The following is a 26370-nucleotide window of genomic DNA, read 5'->3' on the forward strand; positions in this document are numbered from 1 at the left end:
TCGGCCCTCCGTTCGCGATCGCCCTTCGGGCGATCGGCGGACCCGCTCCGCGTGTCCGCGGCCTGACCTTCGGTCAGGCCGGCCCGGCTCCGCCGGGCCTGGTCGGTCCGCTTCGCTCCCCTCCCGGGCCGCTCCGCTTCGCTTCGGCGGCCTGTGTGGCTGAGCCCTGCTCAAGCCGTTGAGCAGGGCTATCGGCTGAGGTGGGGTGGGGCTGGCTAGGGGGAGGAACGGGCTCCCGGGGCGCGTGCGGGTCGGCTTCACTCTCGTCAGATTGGTCTAGACCGCGGTCTACTTCAATTCTTCAACCCCATGGAGCATCAGGGTGCGCTACCTTGGCTGGGTGAGTAGCGAGCCAGAGTGTATCAGAGATAGCCTGTCACCTGATCCTGCCGTGACGCCCCTCCAAGTCCGCCCTAGTGAGCCTTTCTGACGGTTCGGGTATTCGGCTGATATTCGGGCGTGAAAGTAAATTGGATTACCCGGCCTTGGACTCTCGGGTCTCCGGCTGGTGAATGTATCAGGATCGCGGTGCCAGGGAATCCCGTTCGGTGCGGTGTGCGGGTTCGTGAGTTCAGGTGAGGGGAGAAAGTCCGTGGGTGCTGTAAAGCCGGGTCTGCTGGCCGTGGAGGCCTCCAAGGGCATCGCGCTGCGGGGGCACCAGGAGGAGGCCGTGGCGGCCATCGTGCGGGGCCTGACGCTGCGTCCGGGGCAGTCGGCCCCGAGCGGTCTGCGGGTGACGGTGCAGATGGCCACGGGCACCGGGAAGAGCTACGTGGGCGCCTTCGCCGCGCAGCGGCTGGTGCCCCGCGGCGTGGTCCTGGTGGTGGTGCCAACGTTGAACCTCTTGACCCAAATGATCGGGTCGTGGCGGGCGGCCGGGCGGGCCGGGGACATGCAGGCCATCTGCTCCCTGGTGCAGGACGAGCTCCCCTCCGGGGTGATGGCCTCGACCAATGGCCTGGTGATCGGGAGCTGGATCGCGAAGGCGTCTTCTGGCCGGCGGCCGTTGACGCTGTTTGCTACCTACGCCTCGGTGGGTGCGGTGGCCGAGGCCTACTTCTACTGGGCCCGAACCAAGGGCGAGGTGCTGCCTGAGCTGGACCTGATGGTCTGCGATGAGGCACACCGGTCCTCCGGCAGCGTGGAGAAGTCCTGGACGGTGGTGCACGACCAGGTGGAGATCCCGGCCGCGCGCCGCTGCTATATGACCGCCACGCCGCGGATCTGGGCGCCGCCGAGCCGGGTGCTCAAGCCCCGTCAGGACGCGCACCAGCCGCTGCCGGAGGAGCTGGCGGTGTCGATGGACGACACGCGGGTCTTCGGGCCGCACGTGTACTCCCTGGGCCTGGCGGAGTCGATCGAGAAGGAGTTGCTGGCGCCGTTCGAGGTGGTGGTGCTGGAACTCCGTGACCCCCGCATCGATCGCGACGCCGCCAGGGCGCAGCCGGTGCCGTGGGGTGCTGGGGTGGGTGAGGCGGTGGATGGGAGCGAGGATGAGGTGCCGGCCGAGCAGCTGGCCGCGATGCAGGCCGGGCTGCTCAAGGTCGCCGCCGAACGGGGGCTCAAGCGCACTATCACCTTTCACAACCGCACGATCGAGGCCCGGTATTTCTCGGAGACGCTGAATCAGGCGGTGGAGCGACTTCATCTCCAGGATCCGGGGAAATACGCGGAGGAGGTCTGGTCTCAGTGGCTCTCTGGTGAGCATTCGCTGGATTTTCGGGAGGGGGTCATCGGGGAGTTCGGGCTGACCGAGGAAGATGACGGCCTTTCGTATCGGGTGCTGTCCCAGTGCAAGATCGCTGCCGAGGGTGTCGATATTCCGAATGCAGACTCGATTCTGATTCTCGGCCGGGGCAGCATGGTGGATATCGTTCAGGCCGTCGGCCGGGCCTTGAGGTTGAAGCCCGGTGAGAAGAAGATGGCGAGCCTCATCGTGCCGGTATTTCTCAAGCCAGTGGAGAATCCAGGGGACATTCTGGAGTCGGACAGCTACGGCGGGCTCGTCAAGATCCTGACCGCGCTACGCTCGCACGACACCCGCATGGTCGAGGCCCTGGCGGTGCCGCAGAAGGGGGGCAAGCGCACCACCGGGCGCAGCGCGGAGGCGGTCTACGCTCCTGGTCAGGGTGCTGATGGGGGTTCCGGGGGTGCGGGGGCGTTCACGCTGCCGGTGAGGTTCGAGAGTGACCCCGGGGACGACGTGCTGGCCCTGTTCATCGCCTCCCGCGTCCTGACGAGCGAGACGCAGTTGTGGCGTGAGGCGATCGGCCACGTGCGGAATTGGTACAAGGAGCACGGGCATCTCGACGTCCCTTATTCGGCGCTCGTTGGAGAGAACCAGAATTACCCGTTGGGGCGGTGGTTGTCGGACCGGCGGGTGGAGAATGCGGCCGGTGAACTGGCGTCATGGCGGGTGGCGCAGCTGGATGGGTTCGGGATGATCTGGTCCGTCTCGGACGCGCGGTTCGAGGCTGGCCTGGACTGGGCGAAGGTGTGGGCGAAGGACCACGGCGGGTCGCTCGCGGCGCCGGCGCGGGCCTCCGTTGGCGGGTATGCGATCGGGACCTGGCTGGCGGAGCTGCGGGCCGCGGCGCAGGTCCCGGTGGGCGAGCCGGGCGCTCTGGCGCCGGAGCGGCGCCGTTCCCTGGAGGAGGTCGACCCGTGGTGGTGCCCCACCTGGCCGATCACTTGGCAGCGCGCCTACGGCGTGGCGCGGCAGTGGTGGCTGGAGTCCGACGGCCAGGTCGACTGGGCGCGGCTGCCGGAGTCGACGGTGTTCGAGGGCGAGCAGCTCGGCAGGTGGGTGGTGGCGCAGCGGGCCGGCCTGCCCGGTCTGGAAGGCGAGCAGCAGGAGCTGCTGGCCGCGATCGGCATCGAAGCGGACCTGGAGCTGGTGGCCGCGAAGGCCGCCGCCGACACGAAGCCGAAGGTCTCCCGCTCCGACCGGTTCCAGCTCCACTTGGCCGCCTTGGCGGAGTTCGTCCGGGAGCATGGCCACGCCCGGCCCGCTCGCACCTACAAGAGCCCTGATGGCCTGTCACTGGGCGCTTGGACGAACAACACCAAGGCGCGGCGGGCCAAGCTGAGTACGGAGCAGCTCGCGCAGCTCGCTGCGCTCGGCGTCGAGTGGGCGGTGGAGGGGGTGTAGGCGACACGGATGGGCGGTGGTCGGCCCGCTTCACCCTTGACGGTGGCTGTTGTTCGGAAGGCTGGGGTCATGGGTTCTGGGATCTTCGGTGTGGCTCCGCTGGCCGGTGAGACGGTCTGGTCGTTGATGGGACGGGTCGCTGAGCGGTACGGCGTGCCGGTGGCTGAGCTGCGGGCATCGTGGGAGTGGAAGAACCAGCCGCCGCGCTCTCCCGGGGTCAGTGGGGTTCGCCCCGACGCCGAGGTCCTCCTGGACCCCGCCGGCCAAGACCTGCTGGTCGCGGTGTGCCGCGCTGACCGACGCAGCCTGGAGCAGGCGCTGCCTGCCTGGTCGGCCGGGCCAGGAGCCTTCGCTCATGTGTCGCCAGGCGGGCGGCCTCAGGCTCGGTGGCAACTGGGTGGGGCAGTCCATGGTCCGGTCGCGTACGCGTGCCGGCTGTGCACGGCTGGGCGAACTGGTCAGGACGTGGCGGCCGCGCGGTACCGCGAGAGGTGGCAGCGGGTCTGCCCGCGGCATGGGCGGTGGCTGTTGGGCGCGGGTGACGGCCATGGCCTGGAGCACCTCGACATCGCGGACTGTCCGGAGATCGCGGTGGCGCAGCGGCGGTGGCCGGTGGTGGCTGGGCGGGCGATGGCGGTTGGGGTGGAGCCGTCGGCGGTGTTCTCGGTGGCGTGGGCGGTGGTGTGCCAGTGGTGGGAGCTGGCGCTCGGGTGGGAGCCGGAGCGGTTGTGGCCGGCTCGTCTTCACGTGCTGGCCGGCGGGGACGCGGGATCGGGCGAGGGGTTTTGGTGGTGGCGGGTGGTGGCGCGTGAGGCGGTGCTCTTCCCTGAGGTCGTCGCCTTGGCCGAGGCCTTGGTCGATCCGGTGGTTACGGAGGCGGTGTGGCGTGACAGCGGCGGCGAGCGCGTGCGTCCCTTCCCGGGGGACGGTGAGTTCGCCCGGGAGCTGGGGCGCAGGCTCGGCCGACCGTGGCTGGGCGAGGTGGACGCGGTTGCCGACAGTGGTGCTCTGGTCAGGTGGCGGGGCGCGGTGGTGCGCCGGCACCGGGGCGTCGGGCAGGTCGGCGAGCGGGGCGTGGATCCGTGGTGGCTCCCGCGCGAGGAGCAGCCGGTCTCCGTGGCTGCACAGTTGAGGACCATGGCGCAGCGCGCGGACGGCAGCATCGGCTGGCGTGCCAGCGTGCCCCGGGAGGAGCGCGCGTGGATCGGCGAGAAGGTCCGTGAGGCCGCCGATCTGGTGGGCCGGCTGGACGTGCACGACACTGCGGCCCTGGCTGTCGCAGCCCGGGAGCTTATCGGCGGACTGCGGCAGAGTGTCGCCGCTCTCGATGAGGCCGTCGTCGCGGTCGCGAGCGCGGCGCACCACGCGGGTGTTCCGCTGGACAGCTTGAGCGCGTGGGCGGGCACGTCCGCGGAAGAGCTCTCGCGGGGTGTCGTGCGGCACCGGGCGGGCTTGGAGGAGCGGTACGGCTGAGGGCGGCGGTAGCACGGTGGCGGGGCTTGGCGGGGTGGTTTCGGCGGGGCGTCGCCCGTGCGGGTGGGGTGGTGGCTGTCCCGCTCTATCTGCGGCGTTCTCACGTACTTGACTGGCCGTCATGGCGGATATGAGTGTGCCCGGGCCGGCTGTTGCGGCTGGGAGCTTCGAGGCGGTCTTCGCCGTCGGCGGGGGTCTTGAGCAGGAGCGGTGGGAGCGGGCGGCGGCGCGGGTGCGGTTCGAGGAGCTGCGGCCGGTATCCGGGTTTCCGCTGGTTCCTGGGAAGCGGTGGGGGCCGGGCTGGTGGTGGTCGGCCACGACCGGTGGGCATGTGGCGCACGGATCGGCGGCCATGGTCGTGCAGTTGATGCTGCTGGACCGTGACCTGCAGGTGGTGGGGCTGGCCGGGCGGCCGGTGCGGGTGCTGTGGCGCGAAGGGGACGGCCGGGTGCGCTCCTGGGTGCCGCAGGTGTTCGCCCGGTACGCGGACGGGACGGCGTTGCTGGCCGACTGCCCCGGTTCTGCAGAGGCTGGCGGGGTGGCGGCTCAGCGGGCGGCTTCGGCGGTGGGGCAGGCGTGTGCGCGGGTGGGGTGGGTGTACCGGCGGCTGCGGGCGCCGGATCCGGTGGTGGTGGGCAATGTGCGGTGGCTGGCTGTCGGCGACGGGTGAAACGAGGACCACGGACGGCGGATCAAAAGCGGGTCACTGCGTGATCTCTTGATCATCCTGACTTCACTGGTACGGGAGTCAGGAGGAAAGAGGTGATCGGGGTGGAGGACTGGGCTGAGATCCGTCGGCTGCACCGGGCCGAGGGTCTGTCGGCGCGGGCCGTGGCCCGGCAGTTGGGGATCTCCCGGGGCACCGTGGCACGGGCCGGCCTCGGACCGGCCGCCGGTCTACCAGCGCCCGCTGAAGGGATCGGCGGTCGACGTCTTCGAGCCGGCCATCCGCGAGCTGCTGAAGCAGACGCCGACGATGCCGGCCACGGTGATCGCCGAGCGGATCGGCTGGACACGCGGGCTGACCATCCTCAAGGAACGCGTGCGCGAACTGCGGCCCGGCTACCTTCCCGTGGATCCCGTCTCGCGGACGGTCTACCAGCCAGGTGAGCTCGCCCAGTGCGATCTGTGGTTCCCGCCGGCCGACATCCCGCTGGGCTACGGGCAGACGGGACGCCCGCCGGTGCTCGTGATCGTGTCCGGCTACTCCAGGGTGATCACCGCACGGATGCTGCCGTCCCGGACCACTGCCGACCGACCTGATCGACGGGCACTGGCGGCTGCTGACCGGTTGGGGCGCCGTCCCCAAGACCCTCGTTTGGGACAACGAGAGCGGCGTCGGCCGGGGCAAGTTGACGTCGGAGTTCGCCGCATTCGCGGGCCTGCTCGCGATCCGCATCCACCTCTGCCGCCCCCGCGACCCGGAGGCGAAAGGCCTGGTGGAGCGGGTGAACGGCTACCTGGAGACCAGTTTCCTGCCCGGCCGCACGTTCGCCGGGCCAGGGGACTTCAACACTCAGCTCACCGCCTGGCTGCAAGTCGCCAACCGCCGGCACCACCGCATGATCGGCTGCCGCCCCGCCGAACGCTGGGAGGCCGACCGGTCCGCGATGCTCACCCTGCCACGACTTCAACACTCAGCTCACCGCCTGGCTGCAAGTCGCCAACCGCCGGCACCACCGCATGATCGGCTGCCGCCCCGCCGAACGCTGGGAGGCCGACCGGTCCGCGATGCTCACCCTGCCACCGGTCGCCCCGCCCAACTGGTGGCCCCAGACCACTCGGCTCGGCCGCGACCACTACATCCGTGTCGACACCTGCGACTACTCCGTCCATCCCTGCGCGATCGGGAAGCAGATCACCGTCCGGGCCGACACCGAGGAGATCGTCGCGACCACCCGCACCGGCGAGGTCGTCGCCCGCCACGGCCGCTGCTGGGCCCGGCACCAGACCATCACCGACCCCGAGCACGCCGCCGCGGCCGAAACCCTTCGCGGCCAGGCAATCCACCAGCGCGCCTCCCGCGCCCAGGCCCGCGGCCTGACCGCCCTCGCACTCGACGACCTGGGCATCGAGGTCGAACAACGCCAGCTCGGCTCCTACGACCGCATCTTCACCCTCATCGAGGGCGGCGCCGGAAAGGAGGACACCTGATGGCCCGCACCTCCGCTCCCAACGCCACAACCGCCACCGACACACCGGCGGCCCAAACCGGCCGACAGACCACCGCCGACCTGGCCTTCCTCTCCCGCGCGATGAAGGCGCCCGCTTTGCTGGACGCCGCCGAGCGCCTGGCGGAGCGCGCCCGCACCGAGTCCTGGACCCACCTCGAATACCTCGTCGCCTGTCTGCAACGCGAGGTCTCCGCCCGCGACAGCCACGGCGGCGAGCAACGCATCCGGGCCGCCCGCTTCCCCTCGGTCAAGACCATCGAGGAGATCGACGCATCCCACCTGCGGGGCATAACGCGCCAACAACTCGCTCATCTGGGCACACTGGACTTCATAACCGCCCGCGAGAACGTCGTCTTCCTCGGCCCGCCGGGCACCGGCAAGACACACCTGGCCACCGGACTCGCCGTCCGGGCCTGCCAGGCCGGCCACCGGGTCGCGTTCGCCACCGCCGCCCAGTGGGTCGACCGCCTGGCCGCCGCCCACCAGGCCGACCGGCTCCAGGACGAACTGGTCAAGCTCGGCCGTTACCCACTGATCGTGGTCGATGAAGTGGGCTACATCCCCTTCGAACCGGAGGCCGCGAACCTGTTCTTCCAGCTGATCTCGAACAGATACGAGAGGGCGAGCGTGATCGTCACCTCGAACAAGCCCTTCGGGCGCTGGGGAGAGGTCTTCGGTGACGAGACCGTCGCCGCGGCCATGATCGACCGGCTCGTCCACCACGCCGAGGTCCACTCCCTCAAAGGCGAGTCCTACCGCATGCGGGGGCGGGAACTCGGGCACGTCCCCATGAACGACAACGACTGACACACACCATCCAGCGAGACCGCGGCTGGCCCACAACTGAACCGTCGATACCGGCCCGAATTCAGCCGCCGCCGACACTGGCCGGGTACCGGCATCCGCGCTTTCGCGGCGCAGCGTCGGTGGAGGAGGCGGTGTTGGAGGCGTTCTCGTGTCCGCGGCCGCTGGTGGAGGGGGTGCGGGCGGTGGGCAATCCGCTGGTGGTGCTGCCGGTGGTCTATCACGCGTTGTGGGCGCACCGGCTGCGGGCGGCGCTGGACCGGCCGCTGCACGGCGGGACGCTCGTCAGCCCGGGCCCGGCCTGGGCTGCTCCCGCGCCGGGGTCTGCTGCTGGTGTCGGGGTTGGTTTCGAGGCTGGGGCTGTCGACGACGGCCAGGCCGGCAGTGGCAAGGCCGGTGGCAGCGGCGGTGGCGTGAACGCGGGTGCGGGGGTGGGGTGGTGAGCCGGGCGGCGGGGAGTCGGCCGGTGCTGGCGGTGGGCGCGCACGTGGTCTTCGAGGGACGGACCTGGCAGGTCGTCGGCGTGCTCGGGCAGCAGGTACGGCTGATCGATGAACAGGGATGCGCGGCGACGCTGCTGGCGAACTACCTGTTCGCCGCCGACGACTTCGCCCTGGTCGGCGAGACTCCTGCGATGGTGCCGCAGTGGGGGCTGTTCGCGACGGTGCCGCTGCGCGAGCAGGAGCGGGCCCTGGCCTGGCAGCGCCACATCCGGGAGGTGGAGACCGGGCGGCTCGAGGTGGCAGGCGAGCTCGGGCGGGAGCCGAGGCCGGAGTACGACCCGGCCACCCGCACCCTGGCCCAGCGCGAGCTGGCCAAGGCACAGGAGCTGACCGCGGTCGGGTTCGGGAGGATCTCACGCACCACGGTGCAGCGCATGCGCCTGGAGTACCGCAAGAAGGGCCTGTGGGGGCTGGTCGACCACCGCTCCACCCGTACCTACAGCCCGACCGGGCGCGCGGACGAGCGGGTGGTGGCGGCGGTCCTGGAGGCGATGCGGCGCCAGCGTGGCCGCTCCAAGGGCACCGTCAAGGGGCTGCGGCAGCTGACCGCGCAGGTGTTGGAGGAACGGCACGGGCCCGGCAGCGTGCGTGTGCCGCCGATGGCGACGTTCTACCGGCTGGTGAGCGTGCTGGCCGATCCGGGTGAGCGGTCCGGCAGCCCGGCCCGCACCGCCAGCAGACCCGCCCGCCCCTTCCGTCCGACCCGGGTCCTGCGGCCCGGGGAACAGGTCATGCTCGACACCACCCGCCTGGACGTCTTCGCGGTCTTCGACAACGGGACCACCGGCCGGCCCGAGCTGACGATCGCCCTCGACGTCGCGTCCCGCTCGATCCTGGCCGCCGTCCTGCGCCCGGCCAGCACCAAGGGCGTGGACGCCGCGCTGCTGCTGGCCGAGATGGCTGCCCCGCACCCGGTGCGGCCGGCCTGGCCGCGGGTGCTGGAGATGTCGAGGGCGCCGGTGCCCTACGACCTTTTGGTCGACGCCGACGAACGGCTGCGGGACGTGGCGGCGCGGCCGGTGGCGGTGCCCGAGACGGTGGTCGTCGACCGCGGGCGGGTGTTCGTCTCCGAGGCGTTCTTGGCCGCCGCCCAGACGCTGGGTATCAGCGTGCAGCCCGCTCCCCCGCGCCAGCCCGCCGCTAAGGGCCCCGTCGAGCGCACCTTCGGGTCGGTCAACAGCCTGTTCTGCCAGCACGTCGCCGGCCACACCGGCGCCAGCCCGGCCCGGCGCGGAGCTCGCGCCGAGAGCGAGGCCCTGTGGAGCGTGGCGCAGCTGCAGGACCTGCTGGATGAGTGGATCACCACCGAGTGGCAGAACCGGCCGCACGAGGGACTACGGCATCCGTCGATGCCGGCCGTCGCGCTGTCCCCGAACGAGATGTGGGGCGCGCTGCTGGGCACCTGCGGCCACGTCCCGGTGCCGCTGAGCGGGACCGACTACGTGGAACTGCTGCCGGTGGTGTGGAAGTCGATCACTGAGCGGGGTATCCGTATCGACCACCGCACCTACGACCACCACTGCTTGAACCCGCTCCGGGGCCAGTTTTCCGGTGTGAGTGCGCAGCGGGGGCGGTGGGAGGTCCATCACAACCCGCACGACCTGCGGCAGGTCTGGGTCCGTCTACCGGATGGGCAGTTCACGGCGGTGCCGTGGATCCACGGCGAGTACATCCGCCGCCCGCTGGGCGATGACCTGTGGCAGCACCTGAAGGAGACGGTGGAGCGCCGGGGCAGCCGGGAGCGGCACGAGGCCGATCTCGCCCAAGCCCTCGACGATCTGCTCTTCAGGGTCCGCACCGGTCAGGCCAGTACCCGCGAGCGGTACCTCGCCTCCCGCCAAGCACCCCTGGCACTCCCCCACGACCCCGATGCGGACCCAGCCTCGGCCCCGGGCCCGGCTGTGCACCAAGGTCTGGGTGCGGCGCCGGGTCTGGAAGGAACCCGCAGCGAGGAACGGGGTCTGCGCCAGGGCCGGACCGAAGAGGACACCGCCTCCAGCGGGTCCAGCAGGTCCAGCGGGCAGTCCTACCCAGGCTCCGGGACGCAGCACGGCGCCCCGGGGCAACGGCTGAGGCCCGAGGCCGATAGCGGTGCCGACGGCGGCCCGAATCAGAGCGCGCGGCCTGGTGCCCCGGGTGGAATGCCCTGGCCTGACGACGCCGGTACCGGGCAGCCTTCTCTGGGCTCTGGGGCGCAGCGCGGCGACGCGGACCTGGTCGAGCGATCAGCTGCCGGCGGCTGCCCTGCCGGGCCGCCTCCTGCGGCTCCTGGTGAGAGGAGCGGCGACTGCGAGCAGGCCGCGGAGGTGCCGCTGGGCGGGCGGCCGAGGCCTGCAGGGGCGCGGGCCGTGTCGCCGTCGGGCTCGCGCGGCCCCGACAGCACCGTCGGCTCGGCGTGGGCGGGCTGGCCGGGTGAGGAGAGCCTGGACGACCTCGACGAGGACGGGGACGACGAGGACCTGGGCGGTGACGCGGCCTGGGCCGACGAGGAAGAGGGCGGGTTCGCCCTGTACGACGCCCGCAAGGAGGCAGAGCTGTGGTGAACGACAATCCTGCCGAGCAGGCTGGGCAGGACCGGGATGCTTCCCCGACCACGTGGGAGCTGTTCCGTCGCTTCGCCGACGACCCGCCCTTGGTGCCGCCCGTGCCCGGTGATCCGCCGCGCAGCGTGGAGGAGCGCCTGGCCTACCACTCCCGGTTCGTGACCGTGCGCACCCCCGCCGTCGTCAGGACGCTGCTGGAGGTGCGGACCCTGATGGCGCTCGGGCGCTACCAGCAGGCGACCGCGAGGCCCTCGCTGATCGTCACCGGGCCGCCGACCACGGGCAAGACCACCACGCTGCTGGAGGTCGGGCGCACCTGTCACCTGGCCGAGCAGGCGCGGGCCGGCCATGGCGTGAGCCGGGTTCCCGTCGCCTATCTGTTGGTGCCGCCCGGGGCCAGCGCCAAAGCCCTGGCGCTGGAGTTCGCCCGCTACCTCGGCATCCCCGTCTCCGCCCGCATGACCCAGGCCCAGATCGCCGCATCCGTATGCCACACGTACAACACCGCTGGGGTGCGGCTGGTGATGATCGACGAGATCCACCGCCTCAACCCGCGCACCAGCACGGGGGCGGAGGCGGCCGACTTCCTCAAGGACCTCACGGAGCGGATCTCGGCGACGTTCGTGTACGCGGGTATCGACGTGACCGCCACCGCGCTGTTCACTGGGACGGCCGGTGCCCAACTCGCCGGCCGCGCGGGGCTGATCGACTGCGACCCCCTGCCCGTGGTGGCCCGCGCCAGCATCGTCGCAGCGGGCACCAGCGTCACGGGGCCCGGTGTCGGCGCCACGGCACGGGGCCGAAGCAGCGACGGCGGCAGCCCCGGTGCTGGTCGAAGTGGCGACAGCGAGGGGCCGGCGGGCGGCGAGGGCGGCACCCGGCGGGGACGAGGCGGGAGCAGCTCAGATGGTGCCGACAGCAGCCACAGCGCCGACGAGGGCGGGGGCGGGAGGAGCACGGTGCTGATCCGGCCCTTTCGCGAGACGGTCGCCGCGATGGAGAACGCCCTCGACCTGCAGCACCACCGCCCCGGCAGCCTCGTGCGTCTGGCCCCCTACCTGCACGAGCGCACCGCCGGACGCATCGGCAGCCTCTCCCGCCTCCTGCGGCGGGCCGCGATCACCGCCATCCTCGACCAAAGCGAGAAAATCACCCGCGCCAGCTTGGACGCCATCGCCCTGGACCACCTCGCCGAAGAGCACTACCGGCCCCGCACCCCAGTCCGCCGGAGCCCACGCGCCACCACGCCCGCCCGGCGTACCTGATGATGCCCCGTCGGATGGCCCGCCCCGTCAGGCCGCCCGGGCCCGGTGCCCTGTTTCTGGAAGCTCTCGCAGCATCCGCGCACCCCGGCGGCAGCACCGCGACCACCAGTCCTCGGCCGGTCCCGGCAGGGCCCCGTACACCGCGGCCACTCTGCCCAGTCCACCCGCCGACGGCCGGAGCTGTGCGGGTGCGGCCGATCCCTCACGAGAGCACCGCTTCCTACCTGGACCGCCTCGCCCACGCCTACCGGACCACCACTGCCCACCTCCTGGACGGCCTCGGCATCACTCTCACCCACCCTCGAAGCAGCCGCGGCGGTGCCGGCACCGCCGAGCTCCGCCTCGACACCGCGGCGCAGCAGCGTCTGGCGGTCTTCGCCCGCACCCCGCTCAGGGACCTCGGCCGGGCCCTCCCGCACCTGGCCGACGACCGTACCCGGCCCCTCTCCCACCACACCGGCACCAGCGCTCGCAGCGCGGCAGCACCCGACGCGCCACCGTCACCCGCCGGCGCCTGGCAACTGCTCGAGCCCGGCGAACAGCCCGTCCTGGCATGTCCCGCCTGCACCCTGCGCCACACCCGAGGAGCCACCAGCCGCGCCCACATCCACCCGCCCGCCCACCAGGCCCTGTGCCCGCGCCACCGGCACTGGAGCCTGGATGCGGACAACCACCTGACCACCGCCGCCCTGCCCGAACTCCGCCAGGCCCAACGCGACCACCAGTACCTGCTGCGCCACCCGGACGCCGCCAACGCCACCAGCTGGGCCATGGCCATCACCACCCGCTGGTACGACCAGCAGAGCGTCCTGGCCACCCGCTGGCAACACCGCCTCCAACGCCTGGCGGACACCAACCCCCACGCGACACCGGCCGGAAAGTCCTGGGCCCTGCACGCGCGCAGCCTCGTCACCTACCCCGAAACGATCGTCCTCGCCCGCGCCCTGGCCACCGCACGCCTCCCCCGGCAGGCCCGGCAAGGCACCGCACCCGCACCGCATCCCGCGATCACTGCGTTCTGCCGCCACACCGCCCACCGCCTCGGCATCGCCCGCCTCACACCCCCACCCCGCGACCTCCTGTGGACCTGGATCCACCACACCCCCACCACAGACTGAAACAGCTGCAACGGCAAACACCCCGGCAGCCCACGCCGACGCCCCAACCCACCTATCGGGCTCCCGGTAGACCAGCGAGAAGTCCCAGAACATCTCACACAACCCGCGATTCCCGGCCCATCACCAAGACCCCCAGCCCAGAAGCCCGCAACACGGCCACACCCCACAGAAAACGATCAAGGAACCGCGAGACACCGACCCGAACAACCCCGACAACGCCCCATCCCAACCACAACACCCCAGACCAGAACCAACACCCACCACCGATCCAATGGTCAGTCACAGTCACCTCGGCACGAATCCCGAGCAGATCCCGACCGACCTCGACCAGCGCGCAGCCCTCTACCGCGCCCAGCTCGCCGCCCGCACCCGGGCCGGCGAGCGCGTCCTGGTCCTCGCCGACAACGCCTCCACCGCCGCACAGGTCCAGCACCTGACCCCCGCCGGCGGCCCGCACCGGCTGCTGATCACCTCCCGCGACGACTTCGCCACCACCCTCGGCGCCCGCCTGGTTGACCTCGACGTCCTCACCCCCAAGCGCGCCGTCACCCTCATGGACACCGCGCTGCGCCTGACCCTCCCCAAGGACGAGCGGATCGCCGCCGACCCCGACGGGGCGGCCAAAGTCGCCGACCTGTGCGGGCACCTGCCCCTCGCCCTGCGGATCGCCACCGCCCAGCTCACCGCCGACCGCGCCCTCAAGCCCGGCCGGCTCGCCGAGGACCTGCAGGACCTCGGCGCACGGCTCGACCTGCTAGAAGACGGTGACCGGGCGGTGCGGGCCGTCCTGGAGCGCTCCTACCGGCGGCTGGCCCCCATCCACGCCGAGCTGTTCCGCCTCCTGGCCGTCAACCCCGGCCCCGACCTGTCCACCGACACCGCCACCGCGTTCACCGCCGTCGGCAAGCTCAAAGACGTCCGCGCCCGGCTCGTCGCCCTGTCCAGGGCCAGCCTCATCCGCCAGGACCCCGATACCGGACGCTGGCGCATGCACGACCTCGTCCGCGCCTACGCCACCGAACAAGCCGCCCAGCACTCCGCCCACACCGCCACCGCCCTGCGCCGGCTCCTGGAGCACTACACCCTCACCGCACGGGACGCGGACGCGCACCTGAACCCGGCCGATGCCAAGGCCGGGCTGGGGCGGCGGTTCGCGAGCCGAACGGACGCGCTGGCCTGGCTGGACGCGGAACACCCCAACCTCGTCGCCGCCGTCCACGCCGCCCACACCGCCGACCACCACGACATCGCCCAAGCCCTCCCCGCCTACCTCGGCCACTACCTCGGCCTGCGCCGCCGCCTCGAGGACCACCTGGACGTCGCCCAGACCGCCCTCAGCGCGGCACGCGACACCCACAACCCGGCCGGCGAGGCCAACGCCTGGAACAACCTCGGCGGCACGCTGCGGGCGCTGTGGCGCTTCGTGGAAGCCGAACACGCCCACCGCGAAGCCATCGCCTGGGACAACCTCGGCCTCGCGCTGTGGCAGCTGCAGCGCTTCGAGGAAGCCGAACACGCCCACCGCACCGCCCTCACCCAATTCCGGAACCTCGGCGACCAGCACCGCGAAGCCATCGCCTGGGACAACCTCGGCGCAGCGCTGTGGCAGCTGCAGCGCTTCGAGGAAGCCGAACACGCCCACCGCACCGCCCTTCGCCTCTACCAGAACCTCGGCAACCAGCACCGCGAAGCCATCGCCTGGGACAACCTCGGCCTCGCGCTGCAGGCGCTGCGGCGCTACCAGGAGGCCGAACACGCCCACCGCACCGCCCTCACCCAATTCCGGAACCTCGGCGACCAGCACCGCGAAGCCTCCGCCTGGACCAACCTCGGCGCAGCGCTGTGGGGGCGGGGTGAGGTCGAGGCGGCGGTCGAGGCCGGTGAGCGGGCTGTGGCCCTGTTCGAGGGGCTGGGTGACCAGTACCGGTTGGGGGAGGCGTCGGACGAGCTTGCCGACTCGTTGCTCGCGGCCGGCCGCCCGGCGGGCGAGGTGCGGGGTGTGCGTGAGGCGTCGGCTGCGGCGTACCGCAGGGCCGGCGCCGAAAACGAAGCGGTGAAGGCGCTGGAGAAGACAGACGAGTAGCCGGTCAGTCCGGGAGGATGCAGGTGGGCGGAAGCGCCAAGATGGCTCTGACATGGGCGCAGGACCGCTGAGTCCGACTCTCCCCGTACCACCTGCGAATGACTGGACGACCAGTGGGCCGTGCTTGGCGGCCTTCTTGCGGGCGCAGGCGGTGGGCAGGGCATGGGAAACCGCACGAACCCGACCAGCAGGAACTTCATCTCGATGACGCCAAAAACCGCATCAAACTGACGCACCGCCAGCCGGGACACCACCACTGACCAGCAAAAACACCCCCACACCCTCACGACAAAAAACCGCCGCAACCCCACGACAGATAGGTGCACCTTCACAGGAGCTGAACGTACTGGAGGCCAGGATAGTGGCCTTGATGCTGTTGATCCGCACCCAGGGGCGGGGCTCCCGACACTGGGGCGCGGCGTGGACTGATCTACGCCAGGCCAGGCTCCAGTGGGATCACGTCCTGGGGTTCACCGAATAGCTGGGTCTGTTCAAAGAGGCTCGGTTTTGGTTCGTCTCTGCGTCGCATAATTTCCGGGGAAGGGAAATCGCCGTCATGATGAAAAAGCTTCGTCCGCACCAGGAAGAGGCGTGCGATTCGGCCGTACGACTTCTGACGCTGCCCGCGTCGGGTCTGGTGGCGCCGGAGGGGCTGCGGTGCCAGATCCGGGCGGCGACGGGTTCGGGCAAGTCGCTGACGGCCGTGCACGTCGCCTCCCGGCTCCATGCGGAGCGGACGCTGGTGATCGTGCCCTCGCTGCCGCTGCTGGAGCAGACGGTCGAGGTCTGGCAGCGGGAGGGGCGCGGCGGCCAGATGGTCGGGCTGTGCTCCCTGGCTGGCAACGAGCAGCCGGTGGGCCTTCGGTGCACCACCGATCCGGCGGAGCTGGTGGAGTGGACGGCCGGGCCGGGGCGGGTGACGGTGTTCGCCACCTACGCCTCGCTGGGCCTGGGGCACCTGGAGCGGGCGCACGAGGCCGGCCTTCCGGCGTGGTCGCTGGCGGTGGTGGACGAGGCGCACCGGGTCAGTGGTCAGGCTGGGCGGCCGTGGGCGGCGATCCTGGACAACGCGCGGATTCCGTGTGACCGGCGGTTGTTCATGACGGCCACGCCGCGGCTGTGGGCGGTGAAGGAGACGGATCGGCTGCGGGCGCAGACGGTCGGGATCGAGTCGGCCGAGCTGATCGCGTCCATGGACGACGAGGCGCTGTTCGGCCCGGTCGCCCACGACTACCCGCTGGGGACCGCGATTTCGGACGGGGTGATTGCCCCGTACCGGATCGTGTGCGTGGACGTCTCCGATCCCGTCCTCCAGGGCCTGGAGCAGCGTGGTGCGCACGAGAGTCGGTGGAGTACCGCGGGGCCCGGCTGGCGGCCCTGCAGACCGCGCTGCTGACCGCCTGCGCCAAGTGGGACCTGAGCCGGGTGCTGTCCTTCCACCACATGGTGGCCGAAGCCCGGGCGCTACTGACCTTGGCGCTTCAAGGTGATTGGCCTGTTTGCGTAGCTGACCGGCGGTCATCTGCGCGCTATGCCGTTGGTATGCGCTATGCGGATGGGGGCGGTCTGACGGCGAAGGCACGTCAGTACCGCGAGTCGGTGCGGCTGGAGGCCGCCGGGTTGTTCGAAGACGGGGTCCCGCCGAGGGAGGTGGCTCGCAGGCTGCGGGTGACCGCGAAATCGGTCTACCAGTGGCACCAGGCCTGGCGGGAGGACGGGGCCGGGGCGCTGGCTTCACGGGGGCCGGGTGGGCAGCGGTGCAAGCTGTCGGCGCGGTGTCAGGAGAAGCTGGCCGAATACCTTGAGCAGGGGCCGGCCGTTCACGGCTGGGACCAGGACCAGATGTGGACCGGTGCGCGGGTGGCGACGCTGATCGGCCGCAAGTTCCATGTCTCCTACAGCGTCTCGGGGGCCACCCGTCTGATGCGCCGGCTCGGCTTCACTCCGCAGGTCCCCGTGCGGCGGGCCGCGGAACGCGACGAGCAGGCCGTGGCCGCGTGGAGGGAGGCGACGTGGGCAGAGGTAAAAGCGCCCGGGCGGCCTGCGACGGATGGCTCTGCTTCGAGGACGAAGCCGGGTTCACCCGCAGACCGCCCACAGCACGTACATGGGGACGACGTGGCAGCACTCCGGTAGTGAAGGTCTGCGGCCGCGGCTCCGGGCGGATCTCGGTCGCCGGGCTGCTCGCGATGCGACCGGGCTCGCGAACCCGGCTGTGCCACCGCGTCCTGCGACACAGCGGTCGCAAGGGCGAGCGCCGCAGCCTGTCCGAGCACGACTACATCAGCCTGATCGACGGGGTGCACCAGCTGGTCAGGGCACCGATCGTGCTGGTGTGGGACCGGCTGAACACCCACGTCTCCCATGCCATGCGCGACCTGATCGGCGCACGGGACTGGCTGACGGTGTTCGTCCTACCCGCATACGCACCCGAGCTGAACGCGGTCGAGTACCTGTGGGCCCACGTCAAACGAAGCCTGGCGAACCTCACCAGCGTTGCCCTCGACCGACTCGAAGCCCTCGTCCGGAACCGCCTCAAGCGACTGCAATACCGCTCCGACATCCTCGATGGCTTCCTCACCGGGACCGGACTCTCTCTCGACCTCCCACCGCCATCACCTTGAAGCGCCAAGGTCAGTAACGGTGGGAACGGCAGGTGTGGTCCGCCGGAGCGGGCCGCGGCACTGCTGACGGACTCCGCGTGCGGCCGTCGCGGGCAGCCGGTGTCGCCGGCCGGCGAACCGCGCGGGCCCGGTCCGCACGGCGAGCCGGGCCCGGCAGCTGCTACACGGAGAGTGCTATGCGGCGGCGAGGCGCCCGGGGGCCGTGCTGCGGGAGCCGTTGGCGGTTTGCGGGTTACGGCCGGCATAGGCGCGGCGGCCGCGGCGCGTGGACGGGCTGCGGCGCGGCCGCTCGACGACGGGGTCGGCGATCACGGTGGGGATGCCGGCGGGTACGCGGGCGCCGGTGATGCGGGCCAGGTTCTCATCGCCGGCGCTGACCCTGGTGGTGACGGGGGTGATGGCGGCCGTGGTCATCATGCGGGCCATCTCGCGGCGCTGATTGGGCAGGACGAGGGTGACGACGGTGCCGGACTCGCCGGCCCGGGCGGTGCGTCCACCCCGGTGGAGGTAGTCCTTGTGGTCGTTCGGCGGGTCCAGGTTGACGACCAGGTCGAGCCCGTCGACGTGAATGCCGCGGGCGGCGACGTTGGTCGCGATCAGGGCCGTGACCTGGCCGGTGCGGAACTGTTCCAGGGTGCGGGTGCGCTGGGGCTGTGACTTGCCGCCGTGCAGGGCCGCGGCCTTGACCCCGTTGGCGAGCAGTTCCTCCACCAGGCGGTCCGCGCCGTGCTTGGTGTCGATGAACATGATGACCCTGCCGTCGCGGGACGCGATGTGGGCGATCGTGGCGTTCTTGTCGAAGTTCTGTACGTGCAGCACGTGGTGCTCCATGGTGCTGACCGCCGCCGTGGACGGGTCCACCGAGTGCGTGACCGGGTCCTTGAGGAAGCGCCGCACCAGGCGGTCGACGTTGCGGTCCAGGGTGGCGGAGAACAGCATCGTCTGGCAGCCTTCGGCGACCTGCTCCAGGAGTTCGGTGACCTGCGGCAGGAAACCCATGTCGGCCATCTGGTCGGCCTCGTCGAGCACCGTGACGGCGACCCCGTCCAGCTGGCAGTCGCCGCGCTGGATCAGATCTTTGAGTCGGCCGGGGGTGGCTACCACGACCTCCGCGCCGCGGTTCAGCGCCTGTGCCTGCCGGCCGATCGACATCCCGCCCACCACGGTCGCAAGGCGGAGTCGTACCGCGTGGGCGTAGGGGGTGAGAGCCTGGGTGACCTGCTGCGCGAGCTCACGGGTGGGGACCAGCACCAGGGCGAGCGGGCGGCGGGGCTCGGCGCGGTGTCCGGCGGTGCGGGCCAGCGCGGCGAGGCCGAACGCGATGGTCTTGCCGGAGCCGGTGCGGCCTCGTCCGAGGACGTCGCGGCCGGCCAGCAAGTTCGGCAGCGTCGCGGCCTGGATCGGGAACGGCTCGGTGACGCCTTGGCGGGTCAGCTCCGACAGCAGGACCTTCGGAATGTCCAGTTCGTCGAAGGACTTGACGGCCGGCAGTGCCGGGGTGGTGCTCACCGGCATCGCGAACTCGCCCTGCGGGGAGGAGCCCTGACGGGCGTTGCGATCGGAGGTTCGCCGGCCGCCGTAGAAGGAGCTGCCGCCGGAGCGGGATCCGTAGGCGCCGGCGGAGCGGGAGTTGGCGTTCTGGTACGAGGAGCGACTGGAGCGGTTCATGCGGGAAACCTTCCTAGGCGGCACGTCACGAGGAAGGCTCCGTGACGCGGGGCGCCGGCGGAGACCGCAAGGGAACGGGCCGAGAGATGCGACGGGTGGAGCGTGGACGGTAGAACCGTGCGGCACGTCACCTACGGTCGGCACTCACCGAACAGGGCGGGAGCGAAGAACCTCGAACCGTGAGATGTCACGGTAGGGCGCCGATCCGCACGCGGCGCTGTGCGCCTCGCGTGGGGATGGCCGCCGGTGGCGGAGCCAGAGAGCCTGAACGACCGGGGAATGCGTCGTGGCGCAATGTCGAGGGGCCCGCACCGGGCATCATGTACGCGGTGCGGGCCCCTCGCTGCTAGGCGGGTGCCGTGGCAGAAAAACTACAGCGGACGAATGTTCTCGGCCTGCGGGCCCTTCTGGCCCTGCGTAACGTCGAACTCGACCTTCTGGCCCTCGAGCAGCTCGCGGAAGCCGTTGGCGTTGATGTTCGAGTAGTGGGCGAAGACGTCGGGGCCGCCACCCTCCTGCTCGATGAAGCCGAAGCCCTTTTCCGCGTTGAACCACTTCACAGTGCCATTAGCCATAAAGAAATCTCCTTCAAGGGGCTGTCCGAAGCACGCACCGCGCGGGCTTCGAGTCGCCGCGATGAGCACCCACCCGGGGAAGAGCCGGGAAACAAAAATGCGCCTGCGATACATCAGCAGGCGCACACAAAGTTCATGGGAACCACTACTGCAACTATCGACGAGCCTAGCAGGCTCGAGTGCGCGGCGGTGGAATATTCCGCCCCGGTCGTGTCGGCGCCGCCCGCAAGACGGCACCACTGCGGCGCCACAGCCGCCAACAGGCATTCGCGCCAGGGTAGTTGCCCAGCATGGCCGCAGGATCAGACCGAGCCGGGGGGACAGGCGCCCGGCGCAGAGCGGCGCGCAGCGGGCGGCCGCCAGTCGGCGGGGACGGTCGCCCCGGCAGCCCGGGACGGGCCGGCTGCACCGCGCACCGCCGTTTACATCCACCGGAAGGTGGACCGTGGCGGTCGGGGTTCCGCTCCAGCGAATGCGATTCTCCGGAAAGCCCCGGTTCCACATTTCCGGCGCATACTGCTCGATTTTGTTCGGAACTCCTTCCGGTGACGGCCGACGGCTCAGCCTGGTTCCTCGGCATCGCCGTCAGGCGGACCGGCGATCGGCGGCGCCGGCTGTGCTCATGACGGGTAGCGGGGCCGTGCACGGAATCCCTGTCCTGGTGATCGTTCCGGGCGCTCTGACCGCGCGTCCACGAACAGGCCACCGACCTGGATTCAGGTCACATACCCGGCTCCTCGGGATAGACGGGAATCTCATAGCCCTGGTCGCGGAGCCACTGGCAGGTTGCCGCGGCCCGGTAACTGCTGTCGAAGGACGGAAATGAGTCGTCGGCCTTCTCCGCGGCCCGAACGCCCCTCTCGTCATCCTTCATCCTTTGCACCACCGCGTCGGCGATCCGGGCGGCCGTGTCGCCGCCGAGGTCGCCGTGCTCACGCCAGCGAGTCAACCGTTCGCTGGCCTGCAGGGCCCGCCGCGAACTCTCGGCGGCGTGCTCAGAACCGACCGCGGCCACCGCCGCCTCATTGGCCGACCGTAGCCATTGGCCAAGGCAGTCGGTGATGACCTGCTGGGCCAGAGTGGCCCGCCATTCGTCCCGCTGCTGATCACCGTCCATGTGCCTGCAGTCTACCGAGCCCGACGAGCGCGCCGCCGACGCGTACGGCGACGACTACCTCGGCCCGCCACTCGACTGGTAGGCGAGGCGTCCCGGCCCGGCTGGCTGGCCGGCGATAGGCTGCTGCAGCCCTGAGAAAGCACCGGAAGCCGCCACCCAACGCACGGGTGGCGGCTTCTTGGGGTCGTGGACGCAGGGGCGCTGCAGTGCGGGGCCTGGTGTTCGTCAATCGGTAGTACGGGACCGCCGGTCATCTCCAACCGGCGGCCCCTGGCGACCCACAATCCTGCTCCAAGTCGCGGCCACTGACGGAGGACTCCGGGCCTGGCGAAGGCCCAGGGACGGGCGAAAGCCCCAGGCCGGCGGCCTGGGGCTTTCGCGCTTGTGCGCTTGCCGGCTACTTGAGCGGCGTGCCGCCCGCGTTGCGGTAGGCGATCGTCTTGTTGATCAGGTTCCCGCCGTCGGTCTCGGGCGTGGTCTGTTCCTGCCAGCCGGCGCCGAACAGGATGCCGCCAACGTGTGCGTCCGCCGCCTGGCTCAGGTGCGAGAAGAACCAGTCGACCTTGTCGTCCTTGTAGTGGTTGGGCGTGTTGTTCTGCGCCATGTTGCCCAGGGGGACCTGCCACAGGACCACCGGCTTGCCCACGGACTCGGTCATCGTCTTGTAGAAGGCGAGCGCGGCGAAGCCCTTCTGGTCGTTCCAGTAGGTGTTCTTGCTGCCGTGGGCGGGCAGCGCGTACCAGCCCGCATCGCGGTCGGTGACGTCGGTGACCAGGAAGTCGGCGTTCTTCGCCCCGAGGTCCGCGTAGTCCTTGACGCACTGCGGCGTGTTCTGCTGCCAGTCCCAGCAGGTGAGGTGCAGGCCGATGCCGGTGTTCGGCGCGTACTTGTGGCCCATCGAGATCAGGCATTGGGCCAGGCCGGCGGCGCTGTTCTCCTGCGATCCGCAGTCCGTCGGATTCGCGGCCTTGACCTGCGCGGCGACCTGGTGCGGGTTGCCGAGCGACCGGACGTAGCCCCAGAAGTCGGGCTCGAGGTCGATCATGTCGTGCGAGGTGCCGATCTTCTGAAGGAAGAAGCGGTAGTCGTTCAGGTAGCGGGTGAGCAGGTCGGCCCGATTGATGGCCTGGACCTCGCCCGGACCGTCGCCCTGGCCCGCCGCGTCGCCGAGGTCGCGCAGCGAGTACCAGGTCCAGAGCTGCTTCTGCGGGCGCGACTTGCCCTGGTAGGTCATCTTGGTCGCATTGGCGTCCTTGTAGGTGATGAACGTGCCGGGCGCCGTAGTGCTGCCGGTCCAGCAGCCCCACCAGCCCGACCACGCGGCATTGCAGCGGGCCGCCGTGTAGTAGTCCGACGAGGGCGCGGGCTGGCTGTGCACGTAGGCGTACCGCACGTCGAACGGCGCGGCGCTCGCCGAGGAGTCCTCCATCGCGCCGCCGATGAGCATCGTGGTGCTGCCCATGAGGGTCTTCGCCGAGCTGCCGCCTCCGGTGGTCGGGGGCGCCGGCGGCGGCGAGGCCGGGCGGGTGCTGGGGGCCTGGCTCGCCGGAGCGCTGCCAGCCGGCTTGGTGGGCGTGGCGGTGCTGCCGGAGCCGCCCGTGTTGCCGCCGCCGACCGGGACGAGCTGCCACTGCTGCTGGGGGCCGTTCCAGTCGTGGTACTGGGCGAGATGGGCCCCGCTGGTCTTGGAGCCACCAGGGACCTCGACGGCCATATTGCTGAAGCGGTTGATCAGACGCACGTAGCCGTCCGACGACTTCTCCAGGTGGAACTGCTGGTTGGCGCCGTTCAGGTCGCGCCACTGCACCAGCCCGGAGCCTTCGGTCTTCGACCAGCCGTAGTCGTCCAGCACCTTGCCGGAGTTCCGGTTCTGCAGCCGGTAGTTCCCGTCACCGGAGTCGATGAACTTCCACTGCTGGTTGGTCCCGCCGGTGCGGCTCCACTGCCCCAGCGGAGAGCCGTCGTACGTGGCGTACTCGAGGGCGTCCAGCGACTGGCCGGTGCTGCGGTTGACCAGCGTGTACCAGGTGTCGGTGTCCACGGTTCCCGCCGAGGCCGTGCTGACCACGGCCACCGAGCCGCCCAGGACCGCCAGGCCGACGGCCGCCCAGAAACTCCGGCGCTGGTACAGGCGCCGCTTCCTGCGACTTGGCGCGAGGGACATGTCTGCTCTCTTTCAGCCGGGGCCTCTGGCCGGACCGCCTGTCCGGACATCCCCCAGTTGTCACCGCCCCCGGAAAGGTTGCCCCGGATCGAAAAGATTCTTTTCAGAGCGTGATGATCTCGCCGACTGGGGCGCAGCTGCCGGAGGAGACGGTGTTCGAGGACGAGCAGCTCGGCCGCTGGGTGCGGGCACAGCGCGGCGGCTGGCTGGCCTGGAGGCGAACCAGCAGGACCTGCTGACCGCGATCGGCATCAAGGCGGATCCGGAGCTGGTGGCGGCGAAGGCCGCGGCGGAGGCGAAGCCGAAGACCTCCCGCGCAGACCGCTTCGCCCAGGGCTTGGCGGCCCTCGCTGCGTTCGTCGGTCGGGAGGGCCACGTCCGGGTCCCACACCCGCACAAGGAGCCGCTGGAGGTCACGGTGGCCGGCCCCGGCGGCGAGAGGAGCACCGAGGTCGTCCACGTGGGCCTGGGTGCGTGGTTGAACAACCAGAAGGCGAGGCGCGCCAAGCTGTCGCCGGGACAGCTGGCGCAGCTCGCCGAGCACGGCGTGGAGTGGGCGTAGGCAGCTTGGTGCACCGCCTCCGGCGGGTGCCGCCGGTCGATCCCGGGAGGTCTCGGGTTCGGCCGACGGTGTTCTGTCGCCGCATCACGGCGAGATGGGGCGAGACTGTCAACGGCCAGTTCGATCTCCCCGCACAGTCACGAGACTCCGCGGCTGACGGCGACGGTGGTCGCGGCACGTGTCAGAAGCGCTTTTCGGGTGGCCAAAGTGGTCCTGAGGGGTGCTACTGCTTCATCCAGGTGCCGAAGGCATGGACCAGGCCTGTGTAGAACCTGTCTCCGGGTACCGATCCTGGGTTCTTGCTCGCATCGTAGAAGGCGACGTTGGTGAAGGTCGCCGAGACGGAGGCGTTGAGGTTCTTGTAGAAGGCCAGCTTGCCGCGGCCGAAGCCGACGAACAGCCAGAACACGCCGAGTGATGCGCTGTTCTGCAGTAGGGCTCGCACCTCTGCTTTGTCCCAGGGCTCGTCGCCGACCTGGACGATCACGAAAGCTGGATCGGTGGCACCGGCTTCCTGGTAGTGGCCAACCGCCTTGCGCATGGCGTCCGCCACGTTGCCCCATCCCCAGTCGACCTGGGTGTGAAGCTGACCGATGCGGCCGCGGTAGTTGTCGAGCCGGATCTCTTCGAGGAACGGCTCCCGGCCACTGGAGAAGATCACGGGAACCGTGCCGTCGTCGTCGAGGTTGGCCGAGAGTGCAAGGACGCGCTCGGCGAACGCCTGCACCGCGAAGGACTCGTACATCTCCTCCATGTGCCAGTCGTGGTCGAGAATCAGGTAGACGGCCGCCCTACGTCCGGCAATACCGGTGTGCACGAGAGCCTGTCCGGCCTGCCGGGCTGGCTCCAGCAGGCCCGGGGCTTGATGTTGCACCTTGGCCAGATCGACCCCGACCGTCTGCGTGGCAGGGCCGGCCTGGGCGGGGACAGACGCTGGAATGGCTGCTGCGGGCTGCGCGGCGGGCTCGTCGTCGACGTCGACGCCATAGTCGGTGGCTAGGCCGGCGAGCCCGGAAGCGTAGCCCTGGCCGACCGCGCGGACCTTCCAGCCCTCCCCTCGGCGGTAGAGCTCCGCCAAGACAATCACGGTCTCCTTGCCTGCGAAGGCGGGTGCAGTGAAGCTAATCGGCGGCGAGCCGGGCTGCACGATGGCGAGACCGGGCGCGGTGGTGAAGACGGCGCCGGGCTGCAGCGGGTCGATGCTGGCAACCAGCACGACGGCGGCGACGTCGGCAGGGATCCGGGGCAGGTCCGCGGTGACGGTGCGGTCGGAGATGCTCACACCGTCGTGGGCGGGGTGGTTGTAGAACACGAGGTCCTTGTCGCTGCGGACCTTGCCGCCCGGTCCAAGAAGGAGCGCCGAGACGTCGATCGCGGGCCCTGCGAGCGTCACCGTGAGAGCGACAGGGCCGGACGTCAGTGAAGTGTTCTCGCCCTTGGCCAACGTCGAGTTCACAGGCACCCCTCCTGGTCTGACTATGTACAGGGGTAAGTCTTCCCGGACCACTACCGCTGGCGCAGGTAATCCGGGCAGCTCGCAGTACCTGGCTATAGCCACGGGCCTGAACTGCACTTCGCTCGCTGAAGGTACGCAGCCCACGGCGCGGTCAGCCGAAGCCCAGGCGGGGAACCCGCGGCCGGATCAGACGCACCATCCACGGACGATCTGCGCATTGCCCGCAGCCAGCACTCGCTCTACCTGCGACACCCGCAGCTGGCACCCACCCTTCCGATCAGAATGGGTAGGCGGCTACAGCGCTGGCACCCGAGCGGCGGCGGGCATTGGAGGAGATCGATCCATCTGGTGCCCGACTTGGCCGATCACTTGGCAGCGGGCGTACGCCACCGCGCGGCAGTGGTGGCTGGAGGCCGACGGCCGGGTCGACTGGGCCGCGCTGCCGGAGGAGACGGTGTTCGACGGCGAGCAGCTCGGCCGCTGGATGAAGGCGCAGCGGGCTGGCTGGGCCGGCCTGGAGCCCGATCAGCAGGACCTGCTGACCGCGATCGGCATCGAGGCCGACGAGGAGCTGGTCGCGGCGGAGGCGAAGCCGGAGGTGTCCCGTGTGGACCGCTTCGCCCGGGGCCTGGCCGCCCTGGCGCGGCTCGTGGAACGGGAGGGCCACGTCCGCGTCCCGCGGCCGCACAAGGAGCCCCTGGAGGTCGCGGTGGCCGGCCCCGGCGGCCAAGAGAGCACCGAGGTCGTCCACGTGGGGCTGGGTGCGTGGTTGAACAACCAGAAGGCACGGCGCGCCAAGCTCACCGCGGGCCAGCTGGCGCAGCTCGTCGAGCACGGCGTGGAGTGGGCGTGAACGGCCCCGGGGAGGGCTTGGCGGGCGTGCGCTGCGGGGGCGTGGGTTGCCACGGCGGGCACCTCCTGCCCGAGCCGTGGGACGCCACCCAGCAGCGGGCCGTGCGTCGTGGCCCCTGCATCGACGCGGGCATGCCCCGGACCGACCGGCCGCGGGTGTTCGGCCGCTTCGATCCCGACGAGCGTGCCGGGGACGTGTACGGCGACGACTACCTCGGCCCGCCACTCGACTGGTAGA

Annotated in this window: 21 protein-coding genes and 2 pseudogenes; 17 read left to right on the forward strand and 6 right to left on the reverse strand. The window is 70.8% G+C overall.

The window, feature by feature from the left end; translation table 11 throughout:
• Nucleotides 1-592 precede the first annotated feature (592 nt).
• From ACQ614_RS00005 to ACQ614_RS00020, 4 genes and pseudogenes are all read left to right on the forward strand, one after another.
• Complete coding sequence (locus ACQ614_RS00005; protein WP_431675962.1) at nucleotides 593-3151, forward strand: Helicase associated domain protein; 2559 nt, start codon at nucleotides 593-595, stop codon at nucleotides 3149-3151.
• 69 nt (nucleotides 3152-3220) lie between these two features.
• A complete protein-coding gene (locus ACQ614_RS00010; RefSeq protein WP_431675963.1) occupies nucleotides 3221-4624 on the forward strand; it encodes a DNA-binding protein in 1404 nt (467 codons plus the stop codon).
• Nucleotides 4625-4745: 121 nt separating this feature from the next.
• Nucleotides 4746-5294, forward strand: coding sequence for a TnsA-like heteromeric transposase endonuclease subunit (locus tag ACQ614_RS00015; protein ID WP_431675964.1), 549 nt, complete (start codon nucleotides 4746-4748; stop codon nucleotides 5292-5294).
• A 101-nt stretch (nucleotides 5295-5395) separates the two neighbouring features.
• Nucleotides 5396-5440: pseudogene (locus ACQ614_RS00020) on the forward strand (hypothetical protein); the annotation flags it as partial.
• A gap of 81 nt (nucleotides 5441-5521) precedes the next feature.
• Here the strand turns inward: ACQ614_RS00020 and ACQ614_RS00025 are convergent.
• On the reverse strand, nucleotides 5522-5653 hold the full coding sequence (locus ACQ614_RS00025) for a hypothetical protein (RefSeq protein WP_431684124.1): 132 nt from the start codon (nucleotides 5651-5653) through the stop codon (nucleotides 5522-5524).
• A gap of 687 nt (nucleotides 5654-6340) precedes the next feature.
• Here ACQ614_RS00025 and ACQ614_RS00030 point away from each other — a divergent pair.
• The 9 genes and pseudogenes from ACQ614_RS00030 to ACQ614_RS00070 all read left to right on the forward strand — a co-directional run.
• Nucleotides 6341-6619, forward strand: a pseudogene (locus ACQ614_RS00030) (Mu transposase domain-containing protein); the annotation flags it as partial.
• Nucleotides 6620-6777: 158 nt separating this feature from the next.
• Nucleotides 6778-7605, forward strand: coding sequence for an IS21-like element helper ATPase IstB (gene istB, locus ACQ614_RS00035; protein ID WP_431675965.1), 828 nt, complete (start codon nucleotides 6778-6780; stop codon nucleotides 7603-7605).
• 134 nt (nucleotides 7606-7739) lie between these two features.
• Entirely contained in the window at nucleotides 7740-8045 is a 306-nt protein-coding gene (locus ACQ614_RS00040; RefSeq protein ID WP_431675966.1) for a hypothetical protein, read from the forward strand.
• Between the two features lie 23 nt (nucleotides 8046-8068).
• Nucleotides 8069-10648, forward strand: a complete 2580-nt coding sequence (locus tag ACQ614_RS00045) for a transposase (protein ID WP_431675967.1) — start codon at nucleotides 8069-8071, stop codon at nucleotides 10646-10648.
• The gene (locus ACQ614_RS00050) at nucleotides 10645-11913 is read left to right on the forward strand and encodes a TniB family NTP-binding protein (protein ID WP_431675968.1); all 1269 of its coding nucleotides are present in this window, start codon (nucleotides 10645-10647) and stop codon (nucleotides 11911-11913) included. The genes ACQ614_RS00045 and ACQ614_RS00050 overlap by 4 nt, the downstream gene beginning before the upstream one ends.
• A 188-nt stretch (nucleotides 11914-12101) precedes the next feature.
• Complete coding sequence (locus ACQ614_RS00055) at nucleotides 12102-13031, forward strand: hypothetical protein (RefSeq protein WP_431675969.1); 930 nt, start codon at nucleotides 12102-12104, stop codon at nucleotides 13029-13031.
• A 271-nt stretch (nucleotides 13032-13302) separates the two neighbouring features.
• Nucleotides 13303-15114, forward strand: a complete 1812-nt coding sequence (locus ACQ614_RS00060) for a tetratricopeptide repeat protein (protein WP_431675970.1) — start codon at nucleotides 13303-13305, stop codon at nucleotides 15112-15114.
• A gap of 556 nt (nucleotides 15115-15670) precedes the next feature.
• Nucleotides 15671-16510, forward strand: coding sequence for a DEAD/DEAH box helicase family protein (locus ACQ614_RS00065; RefSeq protein ID WP_431675971.1), 840 nt, complete (start codon nucleotides 15671-15673; stop codon nucleotides 16508-16510).
• Between the two features lie 146 nt (nucleotides 16511-16656).
• A protein-coding gene (locus tag ACQ614_RS00070) for an IS630 family transposase (RefSeq protein ID WP_431676009.1) occupies nucleotides 16657-17738 on the forward strand; the annotation gives its coding sequence in 2 pieces (ribosomal slippage) (nucleotides 16657-17142 and nucleotides 17145-17738; 1080 coding nt in all).
• A 174-nt stretch (nucleotides 17739-17912) separates the two neighbouring features.
• On the opposite strand, the gene ACQ614_RS00075 is transcribed toward ACQ614_RS00070, so the two are convergent.
• The 4 genes from ACQ614_RS00075 to ACQ614_RS00090 form a co-directional block, all read right to left on the reverse strand.
• Complete coding sequence (locus tag ACQ614_RS00075) at nucleotides 17913-19406, reverse strand: DEAD/DEAH box helicase (protein ID WP_431675972.1); 1494 nt, start codon at nucleotides 19404-19406, stop codon at nucleotides 17913-17915.
• 371 nt (nucleotides 19407-19777) lie between these two features.
• On the reverse strand, nucleotides 19778-19981 hold the full coding sequence (locus ACQ614_RS00080) for a cold-shock protein (protein WP_030918248.1): 204 nt from the start codon (nucleotides 19979-19981) through the stop codon (nucleotides 19778-19780).
• Between the two features lie 721 nt (nucleotides 19982-20702).
• Nucleotides 20703-21098, reverse strand: coding sequence for a hypothetical protein (locus ACQ614_RS00085; RefSeq protein WP_344628124.1), 396 nt, complete (start codon nucleotides 21096-21098; stop codon nucleotides 20703-20705).
• A gap of 397 nt (nucleotides 21099-21495) precedes the next feature.
• Nucleotides 21496-23262: an RICIN domain-containing protein gene (locus tag ACQ614_RS00090; RefSeq protein WP_431675973.1), complete on the reverse strand. Its 1767-nt coding sequence runs from the start codon at nucleotides 23260-23262 to the stop codon at nucleotides 21496-21498.
• 113 nt (nucleotides 23263-23375) lie between these two features.
• On the opposite strand from ACQ614_RS00090, the gene ACQ614_RS00095 reads away from it, so the two are divergent.
• Both ACQ614_RS00095 and ACQ614_RS00100 read left to right on the forward strand, forming a co-directional pair.
• The gene (locus ACQ614_RS00095; RefSeq protein WP_431675974.1) at nucleotides 23376-23501 is read left to right on the forward strand and encodes a hypothetical protein; all 126 of its coding nucleotides are present in this window, start codon (nucleotides 23376-23378) and stop codon (nucleotides 23499-23501) included.
• Between the two features lie 32 nt (nucleotides 23502-23533).
• The gene (locus ACQ614_RS00100) at nucleotides 23534-23824 is read left to right on the forward strand and encodes a helicase associated domain-containing protein (RefSeq protein ID WP_431675975.1); all 291 of its coding nucleotides are present in this window, start codon (nucleotides 23534-23536) and stop codon (nucleotides 23822-23824) included.
• Nucleotides 23825-24047: 223 nt separating this feature from the next.
• Here the strand turns inward: ACQ614_RS00100 and ACQ614_RS00105 are convergent, their stop codons facing one another.
• Entirely contained in the window at nucleotides 24048-25280 is a 1233-nt protein-coding gene (locus ACQ614_RS00105; RefSeq protein WP_431675976.1) for a VWA domain-containing protein, read from the reverse strand.
• Nucleotides 25281-25302: 22 nt separating this feature from the next.
• Between ACQ614_RS00105 and ACQ614_RS00110 the strand changes: the two genes are divergently transcribed.
• Together ACQ614_RS00110 and ACQ614_RS00115 are read left to right on the forward strand one after the other, a co-directional pair.
• Nucleotides 25303-26133, forward strand: a complete 831-nt coding sequence (locus tag ACQ614_RS00110) for a helicase associated domain-containing protein (protein ID WP_431683789.1) — start codon at nucleotides 25303-25305, stop codon at nucleotides 26131-26133.
• A complete protein-coding gene (locus tag ACQ614_RS00115) occupies nucleotides 26130-26369 on the forward strand; it encodes a hypothetical protein (RefSeq protein ID WP_431675977.1) in 240 nt (79 codons plus the stop codon). The genes ACQ614_RS00110 and ACQ614_RS00115 overlap by 4 nt, the downstream gene beginning before the upstream one ends.
• Nucleotide 26370 lies beyond the last annotated feature (1 nt).

The organism is Kitasatospora dryopteridis, from assembly GCF_050749075.1.
Lineage (GTDB): Bacteria > Actinomycetota > Actinomycetes > Streptomycetales > Streptomycetaceae > Kitasatospora.